Origin of the sequence: Gottfriedia sp. OAE603, from assembly GCF_040543965.1 — a bacterium.
Taxonomy (GTDB): Bacteria; Bacillota; Bacilli; order Bacillales; family Bacillaceae_G; genus Gottfriedia; species Gottfriedia solisilvae.
The window spans coordinates 478,826-496,548 of record NZ_JBEUNN010000001.1; the positions used below are offsets into that span (position 1 = coordinate 478,826).

Consider the following 17,723-nt stretch of genomic DNA (forward strand, 5'->3'; position numbering starts at 1 on the left):
GTTCGTCGTATACAAATTCTTATAATTTGGACGACGACTATTTCCTCTTTTTGTATGATATACTGTGATAAGCTGGAAAAACTGGAGGATCGAATGTCTGAAAATTTGGGGAATCAAACAAATCAATTTCATAATGTCGTTTCGTTCTCGTTACCGAAAGATTATTTCTACGAAAAAGGTATGAAAGCTTATAATAGTAACGATACTGACCAAGCGATTTATTATTTAAAGAAAGCTGCTGAAAACGAAGAAAATCAAACTGTACTAGTTGATATCTCTCGTAAGCTTTTATCAATGCATCAATACCAAACGTCTATTACAATTTTAGAATATATATTAGATAAATTTCCTGCAAATGAAGATGTGTATTATTTATTAGCATTTGCATTTTTTGAGTTGGGATTATTTCAAAAAGCTAATCTTTACGCCCAAAAGTACTTAGAAGTAGGTACTGATGAAGACCAGTTAGATGAACTGGAAGATTACTTAGATATTATCCATAGTGAAGAAGATGATGATCTAAGCATAAATGATGATTTGCTTGTTCTTCAAGAAAGAGTAACAAGTTATTTAGCTAACCATGATTGGAAATCTGCCAAAACGACTTTACTGAATATAGTGGATAAATACCAAGAATTTTGGCCAGCTTACAATAACTTGGCTTTAGTTGAACTACATTTAGGGAATCATGAAGAATCCGAAAGAGTACTTCATTATGTATTAGAACAAAATCCTGGAAACCTTTCAGCACTTATTCATTTAACAATGCTAAAAAGAATTCTAAATGAACAAGAGGCTGCTCAAGAATACTTGATGAGTTTGTCTAATATTGTTCCGATATCTGAGGAACATCGCCATAAACTTGGTGTATTGTTTTATCAATTTGAACAATTTGAACAGGCATTTAAGCTATTTCACTTACTTTATATGGATAGACCGAATCGAGAGGTCCAATTTTATTATATGTATAGTGATGCAGCATACAGATCTGGTCGAATTGAACTTGCAGAGCGCATCTGGAATTTAGAAATGTCAGAAGCTTTTGATGACCATGAGGAACTGGCTCCTTGGGTCGAGAAAAAACACTCAACGAATGAAATTGAAAAACTAATGTCAGAAACTGAGTATCAAGCAAAATACTCTAATTCGAATAGTGAGCGTTGGGGTTTAATCTATTTTATGAAGGAATATTATTACGATCAAAAATTTAGTTCAATCCTTCAAGATTTAGAACCGTTAGATCATATCGGTATCGATGAACAAATAGAGCAAGTATTGTTAAATAATATGTGCTATATGGAACCACATCCATCATTAAAAATTGTCATAGATGGTGCGAAAAAAATTCAAACTCATTGGGAAGATGACTATGTACTTCTACGAAATCAGCTTCAATTATGGTTTTTTTCAATTTGTGAATTAACGTTGAAGTATAAAGAATTACCAGTAAATGAAAATGTTTTATTAGCAGCTACACATTATCTTGTAGAAAATGAAGAAAAACGTGTATCACAAAAGAATATTGCAGCAAACTATAATATATCTACTTATTTGTTAAATAAAGGCATTAGCGCCATTCGAAGCTTGTTTTAATACCAAATGGTGTTAGGCAAGCTTTCTTTATTTTACATGAGCATATGATTTGTCGTTTTCTGTGGTTTAGTTATAGGATAGTGTTAGTTAATAATCTAGGTAAAAGCGTTATTCAAGTACAAGGAGTGGAAAAGTAATGGAAGAAAAAATTTATGACGTTATTATCATTGGTGCAGGACCAGCGGGGATGACTGCAGCGGTTTACACATCTCGTGCAAATCTGTCTACTTTAATGATGGAACGTGGAGTGCCAGGTGGCCAAATGGCTAATACAGAAGAAATTGAAAACTATCCTGGTTTCGATAGTATTTTAGGACCGGATTTATCAAACAAGATGTTTGATCATGCAAAAAAATTTGGTGCTGAATATGCTTATGGTGATATAAAAGAAATCGTTGATGGTAAAGAATATAAAACTGTTATTGCAGGTAAAAAAGAGTATAAAGCGCGCGCAATTATTATTACAACAGGTGCAGAATATAAGAAAATCGGTGTTCCTGGTGAGCAAGAACTAGGCGGTCGCGGAGTATCTTACTGTGCTGTTTGTGATGGCGCGTTCTTTAGAGACAAAGAATTAGTAGTAGTAGGTGGAGGAGATTCAGCTGTTGAAGAAGGCGTGTATTTAACTCGTTTTGCTTCAAAAGTGACAATTGTGCACCGTCGTGATGAACTACGTGCACAAAAAATCCTTCAAGATCGTGCATTTGCAAATGAAAAAATTTCATTTATTTGGAATACGACATTAAAGCAAATTAATGGTACAGATGGGAAAGTAAGTGGTGTTACATTAGTAAATACACAAAGCGGTGAAGAATCTGAGTTTAAAACAGATGGTGTATTTATCTATATTGGAATGCTTCCACTTACAAAACCATTTGTTAACTTAGGTATTACAAATGAAAATGGATATATTGAAACAAATGATGTAATGGAAACAAAAGTTCCTGGAATTTTTGCAGCTGGCGATGTACGTGAAAAAACATTACGTCAAGTTGTTACAGCTACTGGTGATGGAAGTATTGCAGCTCAAGCAGTTCAACACTATGTTGAAGAACTAAAAGAAGAGTTAACGAAAACAAATTAATTTCCAACAAACAGTTTAATTTTTTTTCCGAATGGTAGGAACGTTAAAATGTAAATGGAATTGTAATATTCTGAAATTTATATGTAATTAGGGTGTAACTTTCTTGCAATATAAATACTGTATTATAGATAACAACCAGAGAGCCCCCTAATATATATGGAACATGGATATGCGCTTGTCCATGTTCCCTTTTTTTGTTTATCGAAAATATTGCCTAATTTAAATCCTAGATTGGAACATAACATTATGTTTTAACTAGGATTTTCGTATGTCCATTTTCCTTTCAGTATTTCAGTGATCATTCATGGTTACAAGTTGTTGTTGTAGGTGTTTAAAGGTATAATATAGATTGGGCAGTTACAACTAACTGTAAGAAGATTGTAAGTGAGGTATAGAAAATGCAAAGAGTTACACATTGTGTTTTGTTAAAAGAAAATAACATCCTCCTGTTACAAAAGCCTAGAAGAAACTGGTGGGTTGCTCCTGGCGGAAAGATGGAGCCAGGTGAAAATATTCGAGAAGCAGTTGTTCGCGAATATCGAGAGGAAACCGGTGTCTATTTAAAAAATCCGAAATTAAAAGGTGTTTTTACAATTATTATAGAAGAAAATGCAAAAGTAGTTAATGAGTGGATGATGTTTTCATTTTTAGCTACTGAATTTGACGGTGAAAACCAAGATGAATGTGAAGAAGGGATTCTTCGTTGGCATTCAATTGATGATGTAAAAAACCTTCAAATGGCTGAAGGGGATTTTCATATTATAGACTATCTACTAAAAGGTACTGAAATTCTACACGGTACATTTGTATATACACCAGATTTTGAACTATTACGATATCGATTAAATCCAAGTTAATGATTAAATCTTAGAAAGGGTGGAATTAGATTGGCTACAAGATCGCATGTAAACATGGTCATTATTACCGGAATGTCAGGTGCAGGTAAAACAGTAGTTGTGCAAGCATTAGAAGATATAGGATATTTCTGTGTTGATAATCTTCCGCCAGCATTACTTCCTAAGTTTGTAGAATTATTGAAAGATCCAGATCATCATACAACAGATAAAGTTGCGCTTGTAATGGATCTTCGTGGACGAGAATTTTTTGATCAATTAGGAAGTTCATTAGATCAGTTAATGACAACTCCTTCAATCATCCCACAAATATTATTTTTGGATGCTACAGATTCTGCATTAGTTACAAGATATAAAGAAACTCGTCGTTCGCATCCACTATCTCCAACTGGATCTCCTTTAAAAGGAATTGAGATGGAACGAGCATTATTAGCTCAAGTGAAGGGGCGCGCGCAGTTAATATATGATACGTCAGATTTAAAGCCTAAAGCTTTAAGAGAAAAGATTATTAAGCAATTCCGTCAGAATGAACAAGAAGGTTTTTCAGTAAATATTGAGTCATTTGGATTTAAATATGGCATTCCAATTGATGCTGATTTAGTATTCGATGTTCGTTTCTTACCAAATCCTTTTTACATTGAATCGATGAGACCTTTGACTGGCCTTGATAAAGAGGTTTCCTCATACGTATTGAAATTTAACGAGACAACTGAATTTATGTTGAAATTAATTGATTTAGTTAGTTTCATGTTACCTCAATATAAAAGAGAAGGTAAAAGACAATTAATCATAGCGATTGGTTGTACAGGTGGTCAACACCGATCAGTTACACTAGCAGAATACTTAGCCAACTACTTTAAAGACCAATATGATACAAACGTTAGTCATCGTGATGTTGAGAAAAGGAGTCATAAATAATGCCGAGCGAACAATCAAAAATCGTCATTATTGGAGGCGGTACGGGCCTATCTGTTTTAGTACGTGGTTTAAAAAAACATCCGGTTGATATAACTGCAATTGTAACAGTAGCTGATGATGGTGGAAGTTCAGGACGTTTAAGAGATGAACTGAAAATTCCACCTCCTGGAGATGTTCGTAATGTACTGGCAGCGTTGTCAGACGTGGAACCAATGCTAGAAGAATTATTCCAACATCGTTTTACAACAACAGGAGATTTATCTGGTCACTCACTTGGGAATTTAATGTTAAGTGCGATGACAGATATTACTGGGGACTTTTATCGCGCAATTATAGAGATGAGAAAAGTATTAAATGTAAGAGGTAAGGTCATCCCGGCTGCGAATCAGAGCGTTGTTTTAAAAGCAGAGCTTGAAGATGGAACGATTGTTTCTGGTGAGTCGAAGATACCTTATTCTGGTAAGAAGATTGAAAAAGTCTTCCTATCTCCTAGTAATGTAGAACCGATAAATGAGGCTATTGTTGAAATAGAGAAGGCTGATTTAATTGTGATCGGTCCAGGTAGTTTATATACAAGTATTCTACCTAATTTATTAGTAACTGACATTGGTAAGGCTGTAATGTCTGCTAAAGCGAAAAAGGTATATGTATGTAATGTAATGACGCAGGCTGGCGAAACATTACATTATAGTGCAAGTGATCATGTAAAAGCTTTAAATGATCACATGGATTCAAGCTTTATTGACACCATTATCGTTAATGAAGGGAAAATCCCAAATAAAATTTTAAAACGATATAACGAAGAATTATCACAACAAGTATTGTTTGATTTAGATCAACTAAAGGAACTAAATCTCGAAGTCGTTACGAAACCAATCATTAAATATGATGATAATGTCATTAGACATGACACTGTAAAATTGGCGGAAATACTATGTGACTTAATTCCAACTAAAATTAAAGTTAAAAAAGGTAAAATGAAATAAATTTTTAAAATGTGTTAAAAGGAGGGGGTGATTCAAATGTCCTTTGCATCCGAGACAAAGAAAGAATTAACAACTATTGAAATTAAGGATTGTTGTTCTAAATCTGAACTATCTTCATTAATTCGAATGAATGGTTCTTTATCATTTGCAAATCGCCAATTTATTGTAGATGTTGTAACTGAAAACGCTGCGATTGCCAGAAGAATATATGTATTAATTAAACGTGTTTACGATGTGGACGTTGAATTACTCGTTCGTAAAAAGATGCGTTTAAAAAAGAATAATGTGTACATTGTTCGCATTAAAGAAGAAGCTAAACACATTTTAAATGACCTGTATATTACAGGTGAAGGGTTTACATTTACGAATGAAATTGCGAAAGAATTAATTGAAAAGAAATGTTGTAAACGCTCATATTTAAGAGGGGCATTTTTAGCTGGAGGATCGGTAAATAATCCAGAGACATCTTCTTACCACTTAGAAATTTTTTCATTATACAAAGAACACACAGAAGCAATTTGTCGTTTAATGAATGAATTTGGTTTAAATGCAAAGACTTTAGAACGTCGAAAAGGATATATTACTTATTTAAAAGAAGCAGAAAAAATTACAGAGTTTTTAAATATTGTTGGTGCTCACTCGGCTTTATTACGATTTGAAGATATCCGAATTGTGAGAGATATGAGAAACAGTGTTAACCGTCTAGTTAATTGTGAAACTGCGAACTTAAATAAAACAATTAGTGCTGCATTCCGCCAAATTGAAAATATTAGATATATTCAAAGCTCAGTTGGTTTAGATATTTTACCTCCTAAATTACGTGAAATTGCAGAACTACGTGTAGAGTACGAGGATGTAACCTTAAAAGAATTAGGTGAAATGGTATCAAGCGGATCAATTAGTAAATCAGGTATAAATCATCGACTAAGAAAAATAGATGAAATTGCTGATAAACTACGAGCTGGTGAGCCGATAAAAATAAAATAAAGAAGATAGGGAGGGACGTATTTTGTTAGAAAAAAGAGGGAAAGTATTACTGGAAACTGGTATTCAAGCTCGTCCAGCAGCACAATTTGTACAAATAGCAACAAGATTTCGTTCAGAAGTATTGTTAGCCTATAAAGGTAAGCAAGTTAACGTAAAAAGCATTATGGGCGTAATGAGTTTAGCTGTACCATTTGGTGAAGAAGTAGTCATTACTGTAACTGGCGACGATGAGATCGAAGCAATGCAAGAAGTGATTAAGTTTATTGGGGAAGAAGTATAAACTGGAAGGACATTCATTTAATGGAATGTCCTTTTTTAGCGTCTAATGTTTAATGTATAAACCTCTTTGTTTAATAGTAATTATGATAAAAACAGGCATGTAATTGGATTGAAACAGAATGATAAATTTTTTTGTAGAAGAATTTTAGTAGCGAATTAAATACAATTCAACAATTTACAAAAACCCAAAAAAAGGAGAGCTTCTCACTATGTATGAACCAAAAACGAAAGAAACGAATAATAGTGTCATTGAGTTTATTGAAGACGTTGAAAATCCTAAAAAACGTGAAGATGCATATAAATTATTAGATCTTTTTTCTGAAGTAACAGGTTATGAAGCGAAGATGTGGGGACAAAGTATTATTGGATTTGGTGCATATCATTATAAATATAAAACTGGCCACGAAGGTGATGCTCCATTAGTTGCCTTTTCTCCACGTAAGGCAAAAGTTAGTTTATATTTTGCACCTGATGATCCGCATCGAGAGTCATTATTAATGAATTTAGGTAAGCATACAACTGGGAAATCATGTGTGTACATAAACAAATTAGCAGATGTTGATGTTAATGTCTTGAGGTCTTTAATTGAGAATACAGTAAAGTTTATGAAGGAATGCTATCCGGACCATAATTAGTTCTTCTTACTTATTTAATACATAACTTTTCTTATATACGATGAAAAGATTGTGAAGAAGGAGGTGTTGAAATGAGTGATGTAAAAGTAATCGAAGCCTTCAAAAACGCCCTTCAAAACTATACTTTAGAGGAACTAAGATATATTTCAGCAGATGGGGTATGGTCCATTTGTCAAATGTACGACCATTTAATTCTTGTTGCACTCGAATACCTTGAAAAAGTAGAAGCATGTGCACTATCAAAGGAAGAGCAAAAGCTCGGGAAATCAGAGTTTGGTGAGAACTTGTTTAAGAACGGAGGATTTCCTCTAATTAAAATTAAGTTACCCGACGAGTTAAATGCACCACCAAATAATTTAGATAGTAACGAAGTCCTTTTAACTCGGCTAGAACAAGTTGAGAAAAAAATGCAAAATTGGGAGTCTACTATAGATCGAATAAATCCAAATTACAAGGTTAAACATGGTGGTTTCGGCTGGCTCAATGGGAGGGAATGGTATGATTTGATCGGCATGCATTTCCGTCATCATCTACGTCAGAAATCAGAATTAGAAAATAGAATTGCATTTCTGAGAAACTGACAAAAATCCCCCAAACTGTTCATTGGAGGATTCTTGTTTATAAATTGTTATTTTGTTGTTTAATTTCCTCGCCAGCTAAAATGATATTTGCCGTTTCAATGGTTCGATGTTCATTAACGGACTCTCCTGGTTCAAGATTGTTTAAATCCGCAGTGATTTTTTGTTGCTCCTCAAGATGAAGGGGCTTCTTTTTTTTTGCCATGCTGTTTAGACCTCCAAATTAAATTGAAATGTAAGAGACGATTCTCTAACGTTAGTCTTAACGAATTTTCGAGCTTCATTCAAGTTTTAACAAATTGGAAAGTGACATGATGAAACAACATAAAAAGAATATAAAAAAACTAGCCGAAAAAAATCGACTAGTTTCTATTCTTATTACTTAATTGTTGCAGTGCTAGATATTACTTTATCAATTAAACCGTACTCTAACGCACGTTCAGATGTCATGAAGTTATCACGTTCTGTGTCACGCTCGATCGTTTCTAAAGGTTGACCAGTACGCTCTGCAAGAATACCGTTTAACTTATCACGTAAGAATAAGATACGTTTTGCAGCAATTTCAATTTCTGTTGCTTGACCTTGAGCTCCACCTAATGGTTGGTGAATCATTACTTCCGCATTTGGAAGAGCAAATCTTTTGCCTTTTTCACCAGCAGCCAATAAGAATGCACCCATTGAAGCAGCCATACCAATACAGATAGTAGATACTTGTGGCTTAATAAAATTCATTGTGTCATAAATAGCCATACCAGCAGTAATACTTCCACCAGGACTATTTATGTAAAGGGAAATATCTTTGTCTGGATCTTCAGCAGCTAAGAATAAAAGCTGAGAGACAATCGAGTTAGCTACGTTATCATCTATTGCACTACCTAACATGATGATACGGTCTTTTAACAGACGAGAGTAAATATCATACGCACGCTCACCACGACTTGTTTGTTCAATAACTGTAGGAATTAAATTCATTTTTTCTCCTCCTTCTTAGAAACAAAAGATTGATTAATTCAATAATACCTTTAAGGTCAGAAAAGGTCAAATAAAAGAGATGCTACATTCAGTGTATTCTTTCGACTAAAAAATATTAACGACTTTAAAAAATATTCATTAAGTAATACTTCAACATCATTAACGACTTTTCCTATTTTTAAACGAAAGATTATGTAGTTTTTCTTATGATTAATTTATATTCTAAAGATTCGCTAATTTGAGTTGTGTTTTCTAGTTTTTCATAGATACTTTTAAATGCATTTTCTGCTTGCTGCTTGATTGGATTATGTATTGTAGTAATGTCTAAAACTCTGGACATTAAGTGATTATCAAAACCAACGACAGCCAAATCAAAGGGGATATTCATACCTTTTCGTTTCGCCTCTGAAACAATACCAGCTGCTACGAAGTCATTGGCACAAATGATGGCATCAGGTCTATCTTTTAATTTACATAAATGATTTACGACTTCTTCACCATCAGCGGTAGAATACACTTCAGTAAAGGTATACTCTTTCCTAATTGGCATTTTATTGAGTTTTAATAGATCGTTATAGGCTTGAATTCTTCTAATTGTATTTAATCCATTCATTCTTCCAAAGGCATTTCCAATTTTTCGATAACCTTTTTGAATTAAATATTCCAATGCCATGTAATAACCGATATATTGGTCTAAATAAACAGAAGGGACAAAGTCTGAATCGACTCTTTCTAACGCAACAATCGGTCCATATTTACAATATCTTTCAATATCACGCCATTCCGAAGCCCTAACAGTAATAACTAGAGCATCTATCTCTTTTCTTCGTAAAGCCTCTAACGCTTCTATTTCACCTGTTTTTTCATAACTTGTATTATACGTAATTGTTTTAAAACCATGTTCGTTTGCAATGGAAATAAAACTATTGATGTATGGTAAGCTGATCTCATTAATTTCAGGGGTAATGATACCGATTAAAAAGTTTCTTCCTCTTTTTAATTTTACGGCATTTAAATTTGGGACGTAATCAAATTGTTCAATAATGTTTAGGACTCTTCTTTTTGTCTCTTCGTTCACGTGAGGATGGTTGTTTAATACACGAGAAACTGTGCTTGGTGATACGTTTGATATTTTAGCAATCTCTTTTATATTTAACATTAACTCAAACTCCTAACATGAAAAACTGAATTACTCCTATTATTACTACATTATCATAAATGGAGTTACGACTCTTGTTTGAAAATTTTAAAATTATCTTTGGAAAGGGATTGACCTGAAATGCATTTCAGAAATTTATGATATCGGTGTAAGCAGAATATAAAAATAAGAATCTAGTAGGAGGACATTAAGTATGCGTACTAATCAAACGAGATTTCCAGAGAACTTTCTTTGGGGTGGTGCAATAGCTGCTAATCAAGCTGAAGGTGCATATTTAGAAGGTGGAAAAGGATTAACTACAGTCGATTTACTTCCAATTGGAAAGGATCGCTTTTCACTGATGTTAGGAAATGTCGACTCATTGGAGTTAAAAAATGGGGTTTATTATCCCTCACATGAAGCAATTGATTTCTACCATCGATTTAAAGAGGATATTGCTTTATTTGCAGAAATGGGATTTAAATGTTTACGACTTTCGATTGCATGGGCAAGGATTTTTCCAAACGGAGACGATTCAACTCCAAATGAAGAGGGACTACAATTTTATGATCATGTCTTTGATGAACTATTAAAATATAATATTGAACCAGTCGTTACCACTTGTCATTTTGATGTACCAATCAATCTTGTTGAGAAGTACGGAAGCTGGAAAAATAGAAAAATGATTGAGTTTTATGAGAAATACACAAGAACAATATTTGAAAGATATAAAGATAAGGTTAAGTACTGGATGACGTTTAATGAAATTAATATGTTATTACACGCCCCTTTTATCGGAGCTGGTATTGTATTGAAAGATGATGAGGATAAAAAGCAAGTTCTTTACCAAGCCGCTCATCACCAGTTGGTAGCAAGTGCATTAGCAGTTAAGGCATGCCATGAGATAATTCCAAATGGACAGATTGGATGTATGTTAGCTGCTGGGGCAACGTATCCTTATACTTGCCATCCAAATGACATATGGGAAGCAATCGATAAAGACCGCGAATCATATTTCTTCATTGATGTACAATCAAGGGGTGAATATCCAGGCTATGCAAAGAGGTACTTTAAAGAAAACAATTTACAAATTAGAATGGAAAAAGAAGATGAAGAAATCCTAAAAAATCACACAGTTGATTATATCGGATTTAGTTATTATGCTAGTCGATGTGCTAGTACTGACCCTGAAGTGCTAAGTCAATTAGCTGAAGGTAATATATTTGCATCAATAAAAAATCCATATTTAAATGCATCAGAGTGGGGATGGCAAATTGATCCAAAGGGATTGCGTGTCACTTGTAATCAACTACATGACCGATACCAAAAACCATTATTTATAGTAGAAAACGGATTAGGAGCAAATGACGTTTTAAGTGATGAAGGTTCAATAAACGATGACTATCGCATTGAATACTTAAAATCACACTTTATCGAAATGGCAGAAGCCATAGAAGACGGAGTAGACATTCTTGGCTACACAAGCTGGGGACCAATCGACCTAGTTAGTGCAGGAACTGGAGAAATGAAAAAAAGATACGGATATATTTACGTAGATAAAGACAATGAAGGTAACGGAACACTAAAAAGAATTAAGAAAAAAAGCTTCTACTGGTATCAAGATATCATTCGATCGAACGGTAAAAATTTATAATTTATAAAATTAAAAGTAGGTGCTTATAATCTTTTATCAATGCACCTACTTTTTTGTTGATTATACAAAAGTTTCCAAGCTAAAAAGCTTAAACCGTTGCGGTAAGAAACTTCAAACGATATAATTATTCTTAAGGCATAGCTCAGTCGAACAACTGCTATATGCGTAATCCTACTGAGACTGGGGTGACGGTTTTAAATTTGAGTAATTCCTATAACAATATGCGTTCGTAGCTCAGGGGATAGAGCACGGATGAATTAACTTCATCGAATCATCTTCGAGCGCACCAGTCGAGCCACTACTTGCGTAAACTTACTGAGACTGGGGTGACGGTTTTAAATTTGAGTAATTCCTATAACAATATGCGTTCGTAGCTCAGGGGATAGAGCAACGGTTTCCGGTACCGTGTGTCGCAGGTTCGATTCCTGTCGAGCGCGCTAATTTTATGAAAGCCACGTGAAATAGATATCTTGGTTGAATATTTGACTCAGATGACTAACACGTGGTTTTTTATTACGGCAAATTTTCTGTTAGCTAGCCTTTCCAAAAACGTGACCACCTATAGTGTAAAAGACACTGCATCAAATAAAATACAATACTGATCTGAAAAACTGTTATAATGAATCTTTCGCAATATGTGTAATCGAATGTTTGAACGTTCGTATATCAAAACGAAATGAAATAGTCTAGTTTGGTTAAAATTAAGTTATGAGAAATGATTAAATAGAATTATGAGGTGTATAAATGAGTAAAGCTAAAGGTAAGGGCGGAACAGGAAGAGGTACTGATAAAAAAGGTTGGAATCGTTGGCAAGCAAAGGCTAAGAAAAAAGCGAATGCGAAACCTTATGTAAGTAAAGGTACTAAGAATAAAGGAACATCGAATTCAACTAGTGATTCATAATATGTAGTTTAAAAACGATACTGCGTAATTTTAAGGTCTTTATGTCATTGATTTATACAGTATGGATAATTTACCAGTTATGATTTTATTGCTTTCTGCATTTTATCATGTTATAGTTTTATTTGCGATGAGCTAATTTGAGTAAGTCGAGAGATATGCGTAAGCTAAACGCGCGAATGTGGTCGCCCGGTCTCTTGCCTCAAACGCATCAAGACGTCTGCTGCGGCAGGCGTCTTTCTTTTTGTTTCTTTTTTTGTATATAATAGTAAATATTACAATTGAAGGGAATGTTTGTGTGTTAACTATTAAAGAATACACTGTAGAAGAAATCAAAGATCCATTTGGAATTATCGAAGGTGACAGATATGAGTTTATCCTATTCATTGATGTGCCTGAGGATGATGAATTATACAATGAAAAAGGTATATACATAAAAGCGTTATTTGGTGTTAATGGCGAAGAATCTAAAGTAATTAAGTATGATTTATTTGAAGTTGAAACAAATCAATATTTAGACTTTGATTTAGAGGAAGATGAAGAAGTAGAATTAAAAGAATTTTGTAAAACACATTTAACTGTCGAAGATTAATTCATTTATGATTATTGTGTCATTAGAAACACACATAGTAGTCGAAATATGAAAAATGAGACGAAATCACAACACACTAAGTAAATTGTATTAACACAGTGTTTGGTGTATTACACACTGATAATACACTAGCCGAATCCATAAATATATTTCATAATTAAAACCTTGATTTTTCAAGGTTTTTTTATTTGTTTAAAAATAATAATAAGATTTTTTAGAAAATTGGCACAGTAATTGCAATATTAAAATTGATGAATCACTTGTTTTTGTAACGAGTCAATTCTTTTGTCTTTATATGTAAAAATGTAAGCGTTACAAAAATAAGTAAATTTAAGTTTGGAGGTGGAGAATGAATATCTTATTGGTATGTTCCGCAGGGATGTCTACTAGCTTGCTTGTTACGAAAATGGAACAAGCAGCACAGGCGAAAGGAATTCAAGCTAAGATTTGGGCTGTTGCAGGTGATGCAGCAAAGGAAAATTTAGAAAAAGCAGATGTATTACTACTAGGACCTCAGGTTCGTTATCTTGCCTCAGAAATGAAGAAGCTAGCTGAACCTAAGGGAATACCAGTGGATGTTATTAACCCAGTTCATTATGGTCTTATGAACGGTGAAGCGGTATTGGAAATGGCATTAAATTTGAAGAAATAACGGGGCGTTTAAAAATTAAATAGAAAAGAAGGTGTATTCAAGATGATGCGTTTTGCTGAAAAGTATATTATGCCGGCAGCGGCGAAGTTCGGAAACCAACGTCATTTATTAGCAATTCGTGATGCGTTAATTGGTATGATCGCAATCACGATGATTGGAGCATTTGCAACTCTAATCAATAACTTAGGTGGAGCTATTAAAGGCTACGACAATATGATGGAAGCAATTTTTGGTGCAAATTGGAAAACACTAGGTGGCGACATTTGGTGGGGAACATTTGCATTCATGACAGTATTTGCTGTTGTTGGTATAGCCCATAAGCTAGCACGTTCTTATGGTGATGAAGGTTTTGAAGCGATGTTAGTTGCTTTGGCATCTTACTTCGTATTAGTTCCTCAATCTTTAGCGGCTGTGTCGGTTACGCTTGAAGGTGGAGATACAGCAACTGGTGGTGCTTGGGGATTCATTAGCTGGAATTCATTAAATACTACTGCACTATTTACGGGTATCATTGTAGCGATTGTTGCGACCGAGATATTTGTTAGATTAGCAAAAGTAAAACAACTAGTAATTAAATTACCGGATGGTGTTCCGCCAGCGGTTTCAAAAGCATTTGCAAAATTACTACCAGGTATGTTAACAATTTTCATCGTAGCTTTAGTTGGATTATTATTTAGATTATATATTTCTGACGGCGTATTCTTTAACGACTGGTTAAATTCAGTACTTGTAAAACCATTAACAAATGCTGCAGATTCATTAGGCTTTGCAGTAGCAATCGCATTCTTTGTTCACTTCTTCTGGGCATTAGGTTTACACGGTCCAAATATTTTAGGTGGAATTACAACACCATTATTAACAGCATTAGGTAACCAAAATATCGATTTATACGCAAAAAATGTAACAGACTTAGATAAATATGCAGTACTAGCTGGCCCATTCTTAGATGCATTCGTTTATATGGGTGGATCTGGTACGACAATTGGATTACTGATCGCGATGTTTATTGTTAACCGTAGACGTAATAAACAAATGATCGCATTAGGTACTCCACCATCATTGTTCAATATTAATGAACCAATCATTTTCGGATTACCAATCGTATTAAACCCAGTTTGGTTAATTCCATTTATTTTAACACCAATTTTATTAACAATTATTTCTTATTTAGCAGTTGCTTCACATTTAGTATACCCAGTTGTTTCAACAATTCCTTGGGTAACTCCTCCGATAATTGGTGGTTATTTAGCAACAGGTGGTCATGTATCAGGTGCTGTTTTAGCAGCAGTGAACGTAGTTATTTCGATCATCGTTTATTTACCATTCGTTGTTGTAGCTGAGCGTATGGAAGTTAGAAAAGCAACAGAAACTTCTAATAATAACTCATTAAATCTTTAATAGATGTGAAGGGAAGAGTGCAAATGACTACTGACACGAATATAGAACAAATTGCATTCCAACTAATATTACATGCTGGAAACGCTAAAAGTTTATTAATGGAAGCAATGTACATTGCAAGAGAAGGAAAATTTAGTGAAGCGCGAGAAAAGGTAACTGAAGCAAATGCCGAACTAAGAAAAGCTCATCATTCTCAAACAACTTTAATTCAAAGTGAGGCGAATGGGGAGAAATTTCCAATTAATATTTTGCTTGTACATGCACAGGATCATTTGATGAACTGTTTAACAACTAGGGATTTAGTTGAAGAAATTATTTTTCTACATGAAAAAACTTCACATCTATAACATAAGAAAGGTGGTATAGCATTGGGCTATACCACCTTTCTTATGTTAAAGTGTATAATTTAGTAAATTTACCTTTTAATTTCAGTTAAACAATAAAACACTATTATAAGTAGTGTGTTTTAAAAACGACACACTACTTATAGATATAACACACTAAAGATATATTTGTGAAATATCACAGTAGCATCACAACACACTAATAACCGTCGCTAAAATGACTTGCATGATCAATGAAATATTTTAAATGATGAACTACTGCTGTAATAGGCTTCTTTTAATATTTTCAAATAATAATTAGTTTTTTTAAAAGACTTGGCATGGTAATTGCAATATAAAAGAGTGTAAACACAAATTAAATAGTTTGTAGTCAGTTTATTATATTAGATGAGTATTTTAATCTACTTTGTAAGCGCTACAAATAATATCAAACTTAGGAGGAATCGTAATGAATATTTTATTAGCTTGTTCTGCGGGAATGTCTACTAGTTTACTAGTAACAAAAATGGAAAATGCGGCAAAAGAAAAAGGTATTGAAGCAAAAATTTGGGCTGTTTCAGGAGATGCTGCAAAGGAAAATTTAGAAAAAGCAGATGTTCTTTTATTGGGTCCTCAAGTACGTTACTTAGCAGCAGAAATGAAAAAGATTGCGGAACCAAAAGGAATTCCTGTAGATGTTATTAATCCAGTACATTATGGATTAATGAACGGAGAAGCTGTATTGGAATTAGCTCTAAGTCTAAAAAAATAATATTTGAATTATTAATTGAAATAAAGGAGCTCTATGAAAATGATGAATTTTATAGAAAAGTATATTATGCCAACTGCTGGAAAAATTGGTAGCCAACGTCATTTATTAGCGATCCGTGATGCGTTAATCGGAATGATTGCAATAACAATGGTCGGTTCGTTTGCAGTATTAATAAACAATTTAGGTGGTGCTATTAAAGGCTACGATAAAATGATGGAAGCGGTTTTCGGAGTAAACTGGAAAACCTTAGGTGGAGACATTTGGTGGGGTACTTTTGCATTCATGACTGTATTTGCAGTAGTGGGGATCGCAAATAAACTTGCACGTTCATACGGAGATGAAGGTTTCGAAGCAATGCTAGTTGCACTGGCTTCATACTTTGTATTAGTACCACAATCTTTAAGCGCAGTAACTGTAACGCTTGAAAATGGTGAAAAAGCAACTGGTGGTGTATGGGGTCTAGTAAACTCTACTTATACTAACTCAACTGCATTATTTACAGGTATTATCGTAGCGATTATAGCAACTGAAATATTTGTTCGTCTATCCAAAGTAAAACAATTAGTTATTAAATTACCTGATGGTGTTCCACCAGCAGTATCTAAGGCGTTCGCAAAATTGATTCCAGGTATGTTAACAATTTTCGTAATCGCATTAGTAGGATTAGTATTCAGATTATACTTATCAGATGGAGTATATTTCAATGATTGGTTAAACTCTGTACTTGTTAAACCATTAACGAATGCAGCGGATTCATTACCATTCGCAATTGGAATCGCATTCTTCATTCACTTCTTCTGGGTGTTGGGATTACATGGTCCAAACATTTTAGGTGGAATTACAACACCATTATTTACAGCACTAGGAAATGAAAATATTGATTTAGCTGCAAAAGGTGTACAAGATTGGGATAAGTACAATGTTATGGCAGGACCATTCTTTGATGCATTCGTATTTTTAGGTGGATCTGGTGCAACACTGGGATTAATTATCTCAATGATATTAGTAAATAGAAAACGTAATAAACAAATGATAGCACTTGGTGGTGCGCCTGGTATTTTCCAAATTAACGAACCAGTACTTTTCGGTATGCCAATCGTATTAAATCCAATGTGGTTTATTCCATTTATCGGAACGCCAATTGTATTAACAATCACTTCATATTTATCGATTTCTTGGGGATTAGTTCATCCTGTTACAACAAATATTCCTTGGGTTACACCGGCAATTGTTGGTGGTTGGTTATCAACAGGTGGTCACATTTCTGGTGCCATCTTAGCAGCCGCTAACTTAGTAATCTCAATATTAATTTATATTCCTTTTGTTGTAATGCAAGAGAGAATTGACATCAGAAAAATTAAAGAGGCATCGAATAATCAAAGTGCTTCAATGTAATAGATTGAGGGGG

The 17,723-nt window shown here is 33.9% G+C and carries 20 protein-coding genes and 1 tRNA gene; 18 read left to right on the forward strand and 3 right to left on the reverse strand.

Annotated elements, in window-relative coordinates:
* Positions 1-93 precede the first annotated feature (93 nt).
* The 9 genes from ABID96_RS02285 (at position 94) to ABID96_RS02325 (ending at position 7,917) form a co-directional block, all read left to right on the forward strand.
* On the forward strand, positions 94-1,593 hold the full coding sequence (locus ABID96_RS02285; RefSeq protein WP_192603322.1) for a tetratricopeptide repeat protein: 1,500 nt from the start codon (positions 94-96) through the stop codon (positions 1,591-1,593).
* A 136-nt stretch (positions 1,594-1,729) separates the two neighbouring features.
* Complete coding sequence (trxB, locus tag ABID96_RS02290) at positions 1,730-2,677, forward strand: thioredoxin-disulfide reductase (RefSeq protein WP_192603321.1); 948 nt, start codon at positions 1,730-1,732, stop codon at positions 2,675-2,677.
* Positions 2,678-3,075: 398 nt separating this feature from the next.
* Positions 3,076-3,534: an NUDIX hydrolase gene (locus ABID96_RS02295; protein WP_088000804.1), complete on the forward strand. Its 459-nt coding sequence runs from the start codon at positions 3,076-3,078 to the stop codon at positions 3,532-3,534.
* Between the two features lie 54 nt (positions 3,535-3,588).
* Positions 3,589-4,449: an RNase adapter RapZ gene (gene rapZ, locus ABID96_RS02300; RefSeq protein WP_088001696.1), complete on the forward strand. Its 861-nt coding sequence runs from the start codon at positions 3,589-3,591 to the stop codon at positions 4,447-4,449.
* Complete coding sequence (locus tag ABID96_RS02305; protein ID WP_192603320.1) at positions 4,449-5,435, forward strand: gluconeogenesis factor YvcK family protein; 987 nt, start codon at positions 4,449-4,451, stop codon at positions 5,433-5,435. The genes rapZ and ABID96_RS02305 overlap by 1 nt, the downstream gene beginning before the upstream one ends.
* 36 nt (positions 5,436-5,471) lie before the next feature.
* On the forward strand, positions 5,472-6,422 hold the full coding sequence (gene whiA / locus ABID96_RS02310) for a DNA-binding protein WhiA (RefSeq protein WP_088000800.1): 951 nt from the start codon (positions 5,472-5,474) through the stop codon (positions 6,420-6,422).
* A 22-nt stretch (positions 6,423-6,444) separates the two neighbouring features.
* Complete coding sequence (locus ABID96_RS02315; RefSeq protein ID WP_088000798.1) at positions 6,445-6,702, forward strand: HPr family phosphocarrier protein; 258 nt, start codon at positions 6,445-6,447, stop codon at positions 6,700-6,702.
* Between the two features lie 208 nt (positions 6,703-6,910).
* A complete protein-coding gene (locus tag ABID96_RS02320; protein WP_192603319.1) occupies positions 6,911-7,336 on the forward strand; it encodes a DUF1801 domain-containing protein in 426 nt (141 codons plus the stop codon).
* Between the two features lie 71 nt (positions 7,337-7,407).
* Complete coding sequence (locus tag ABID96_RS02325; RefSeq protein WP_192603318.1) at positions 7,408-7,917, forward strand: DinB family protein; 510 nt, start codon at positions 7,408-7,410, stop codon at positions 7,915-7,917.
* 37 nt (positions 7,918-7,954) lie between these two features.
* Here the strand turns inward: ABID96_RS02325 and ABID96_RS02330 are convergent, their stop codons facing one another.
* From ABID96_RS02330 to ABID96_RS02340, 3 genes are all read right to left on the reverse strand, one after another.
* Complete coding sequence (locus tag ABID96_RS02330) at positions 7,955-8,119, reverse strand: hypothetical protein (protein WP_192603317.1); 165 nt, start codon at positions 8,117-8,119, stop codon at positions 7,955-7,957.
* A 173-nt stretch (positions 8,120-8,292) separates the two neighbouring features.
* Entirely contained in the window at positions 8,293-8,886 is a 594-nt protein-coding gene (clpP, locus tag ABID96_RS02335) for an ATP-dependent Clp endopeptidase proteolytic subunit ClpP (protein ID WP_088000792.1), read from the reverse strand.
* A gap of 190 nt (positions 8,887-9,076) precedes the next feature.
* The gene (locus ABID96_RS02340) at positions 9,077-10,045 is read right to left on the reverse strand and encodes a LacI family DNA-binding transcriptional regulator (RefSeq protein WP_192603316.1); all 969 of its coding nucleotides are present in this window, start codon (positions 10,043-10,045) and stop codon (positions 9,077-9,079) included.
* Between the two features lie 193 nt (positions 10,046-10,238).
* On the opposite strand from ABID96_RS02340, the gene ABID96_RS02345 reads away from it, so the two are divergent.
* The 9 genes from ABID96_RS02345 (at position 10,239) to ABID96_RS02385 (ending at position 17,710) form a co-directional block, all read left to right on the forward strand.
* Positions 10,239-11,678 carry a 6-phospho-beta-glucosidase gene (locus ABID96_RS02345; RefSeq protein WP_192603315.1) on the forward strand — a complete coding sequence of 480 codons (1,440 nt, stop codon included), beginning with the start codon at positions 10,239-10,241 and terminating at the stop codon, positions 11,676-11,678.
* A 364-nt stretch (positions 11,679-12,042) separates the two neighbouring features.
* Positions 12,043-12,115, forward strand: a tRNA-Arg gene (locus ABID96_RS02350).
* 307 nt (positions 12,116-12,422) lie between these two features.
* On the forward strand, positions 12,423-12,581 hold the full coding sequence (locus ABID96_RS02355) for a DUF3934 family protein (RefSeq protein ID WP_192603314.1): 159 nt from the start codon (positions 12,423-12,425) through the stop codon (positions 12,579-12,581).
* 295 nt (positions 12,582-12,876) lie between these two features.
* Complete coding sequence (locus ABID96_RS02360; protein WP_192603313.1) at positions 12,877-13,170, forward strand: DUF6509 family protein; 294 nt, start codon at positions 12,877-12,879, stop codon at positions 13,168-13,170.
* Positions 13,171-13,519: 349 nt separating this feature from the next.
* Complete coding sequence (locus tag ABID96_RS02365) at positions 13,520-13,822, forward strand: PTS sugar transporter subunit IIB (protein ID WP_088000782.1); 303 nt, start codon at positions 13,520-13,522, stop codon at positions 13,820-13,822.
* A gap of 42 nt (positions 13,823-13,864) precedes the next feature.
* On the forward strand, positions 13,865-15,220 hold the full coding sequence (locus ABID96_RS02370) for a PTS sugar transporter subunit IIC (protein WP_192603312.1): 1,356 nt from the start codon (positions 13,865-13,867) through the stop codon (positions 15,218-15,220).
* Positions 15,221-15,243: 23 nt separating this feature from the next.
* The gene (locus ABID96_RS02375; RefSeq protein WP_192603311.1) at positions 15,244-15,567 is read left to right on the forward strand and encodes a PTS lactose/cellobiose transporter subunit IIA; all 324 of its coding nucleotides are present in this window, start codon (positions 15,244-15,246) and stop codon (positions 15,565-15,567) included.
* 445 nt (positions 15,568-16,012) lie between these two features.
* Positions 16,013-16,315, forward strand: a complete 303-nt coding sequence (locus ABID96_RS02380; protein WP_192603310.1) for a PTS sugar transporter subunit IIB — start codon at positions 16,013-16,015, stop codon at positions 16,313-16,315.
* A gap of 39 nt (positions 16,316-16,354) precedes the next feature.
* Complete coding sequence (locus ABID96_RS02385) at positions 16,355-17,710, forward strand: PTS sugar transporter subunit IIC (RefSeq protein ID WP_192603309.1); 1,356 nt, start codon at positions 16,355-16,357, stop codon at positions 17,708-17,710.
* Positions 17,711-17,723 lie beyond the last annotated feature (13 nt).

Excerpts from the sequence above, each read along its gene's own strand:
- ABID96_RS02295 (WP_088000804.1), top strand. The coding sequence starts at position 3,076 with ATGCAAAGAGTTACACATTGTGTTTTGTTAAAAGAAAATAACATCCTC.
- ABID96_RS02370 (WP_192603312.1), top strand. The coding sequence starts at position 13,865 with ATGATGCGTTTTGCTGAAAAGTATATTATGCCGGCAGCGGCGAAGTTC.
- ABID96_RS02380 (WP_192603310.1), top strand. The coding sequence starts at position 16,013 with ATGAATATTTTATTAGCTTGTTCTGCGGGAATGTCTACTAGTTTACTA.
- ABID96_RS02365 (WP_088000782.1), top strand. The coding sequence starts at position 13,520 with ATGAATATCTTATTGGTATGTTCCGCAGGGATGTCTACTAGCTTGCTT.
- ABID96_RS02345 (WP_192603315.1), top strand. The coding sequence starts at position 10,239 with ATGCGTACTAATCAAACGAGATTTCCAGAGAACTTTCTTTGGGGTGGT.
- ABID96_RS02375 (WP_192603311.1), top strand. The coding sequence starts at position 15,244 with ATGACTACTGACACGAATATAGAACAAATTGCATTCCAACTAATATTA.
- ABID96_RS02325 (WP_192603318.1), top strand. The coding sequence starts at position 7,408 with ATGAGTGATGTAAAAGTAATCGAAGCCTTCAAAAACGCCCTTCAAAAC.
- ABID96_RS02355 (WP_192603314.1), top strand. The coding sequence starts at position 12,423 with ATGAGTAAAGCTAAAGGTAAGGGCGGAACAGGAAGAGGTACTGATAAA.
- ABID96_RS02285 (WP_192603322.1), top strand. The coding sequence starts at position 94 with ATGTCTGAAAATTTGGGGAATCAAACAAATCAATTTCATAATGTCGTT.
- whiA (WP_088000800.1), top strand. The coding sequence starts at position 5,472 with ATGTCCTTTGCATCCGAGACAAAGAAAGAATTAACAACTATTGAAATT.
- ABID96_RS02385 (WP_192603309.1), top strand. The coding sequence starts at position 16,355 with ATGATGAATTTTATAGAAAAGTATATTATGCCAACTGCTGGAAAAATT.
- clpP (WP_088000792.1), bottom strand. The coding sequence starts at position 8,886 with ATGAATTTAATTCCTACAGTTATTGAACAAACAAGTCGTGGTGAGCGT.
- ABID96_RS02320 (WP_192603319.1), top strand. The coding sequence starts at position 6,911 with ATGTATGAACCAAAAACGAAAGAAACGAATAATAGTGTCATTGAGTTT.
- trxB (WP_192603321.1), top strand. The coding sequence starts at position 1,730 with ATGGAAGAAAAAATTTATGACGTTATTATCATTGGTGCAGGACCAGCG.
- ABID96_RS02330 (WP_192603317.1), bottom strand. The coding sequence starts at position 8,119 with ATGGCAAAAAAAAAGAAGCCCCTTCATCTTGAGGAGCAACAAAAAATC.
- rapZ (WP_088001696.1), top strand. The coding sequence starts at position 3,589 with ATGGTCATTATTACCGGAATGTCAGGTGCAGGTAAAACAGTAGTTGTG.
- ABID96_RS02305 (WP_192603320.1), top strand. The coding sequence starts at position 4,449 with ATGCCGAGCGAACAATCAAAAATCGTCATTATTGGAGGCGGTACGGGC.
- ABID96_RS02340 (WP_192603316.1), bottom strand. The coding sequence starts at position 10,045 with ATGTTAAATATAAAAGAGATTGCTAAAATATCAAACGTATCACCAAGC.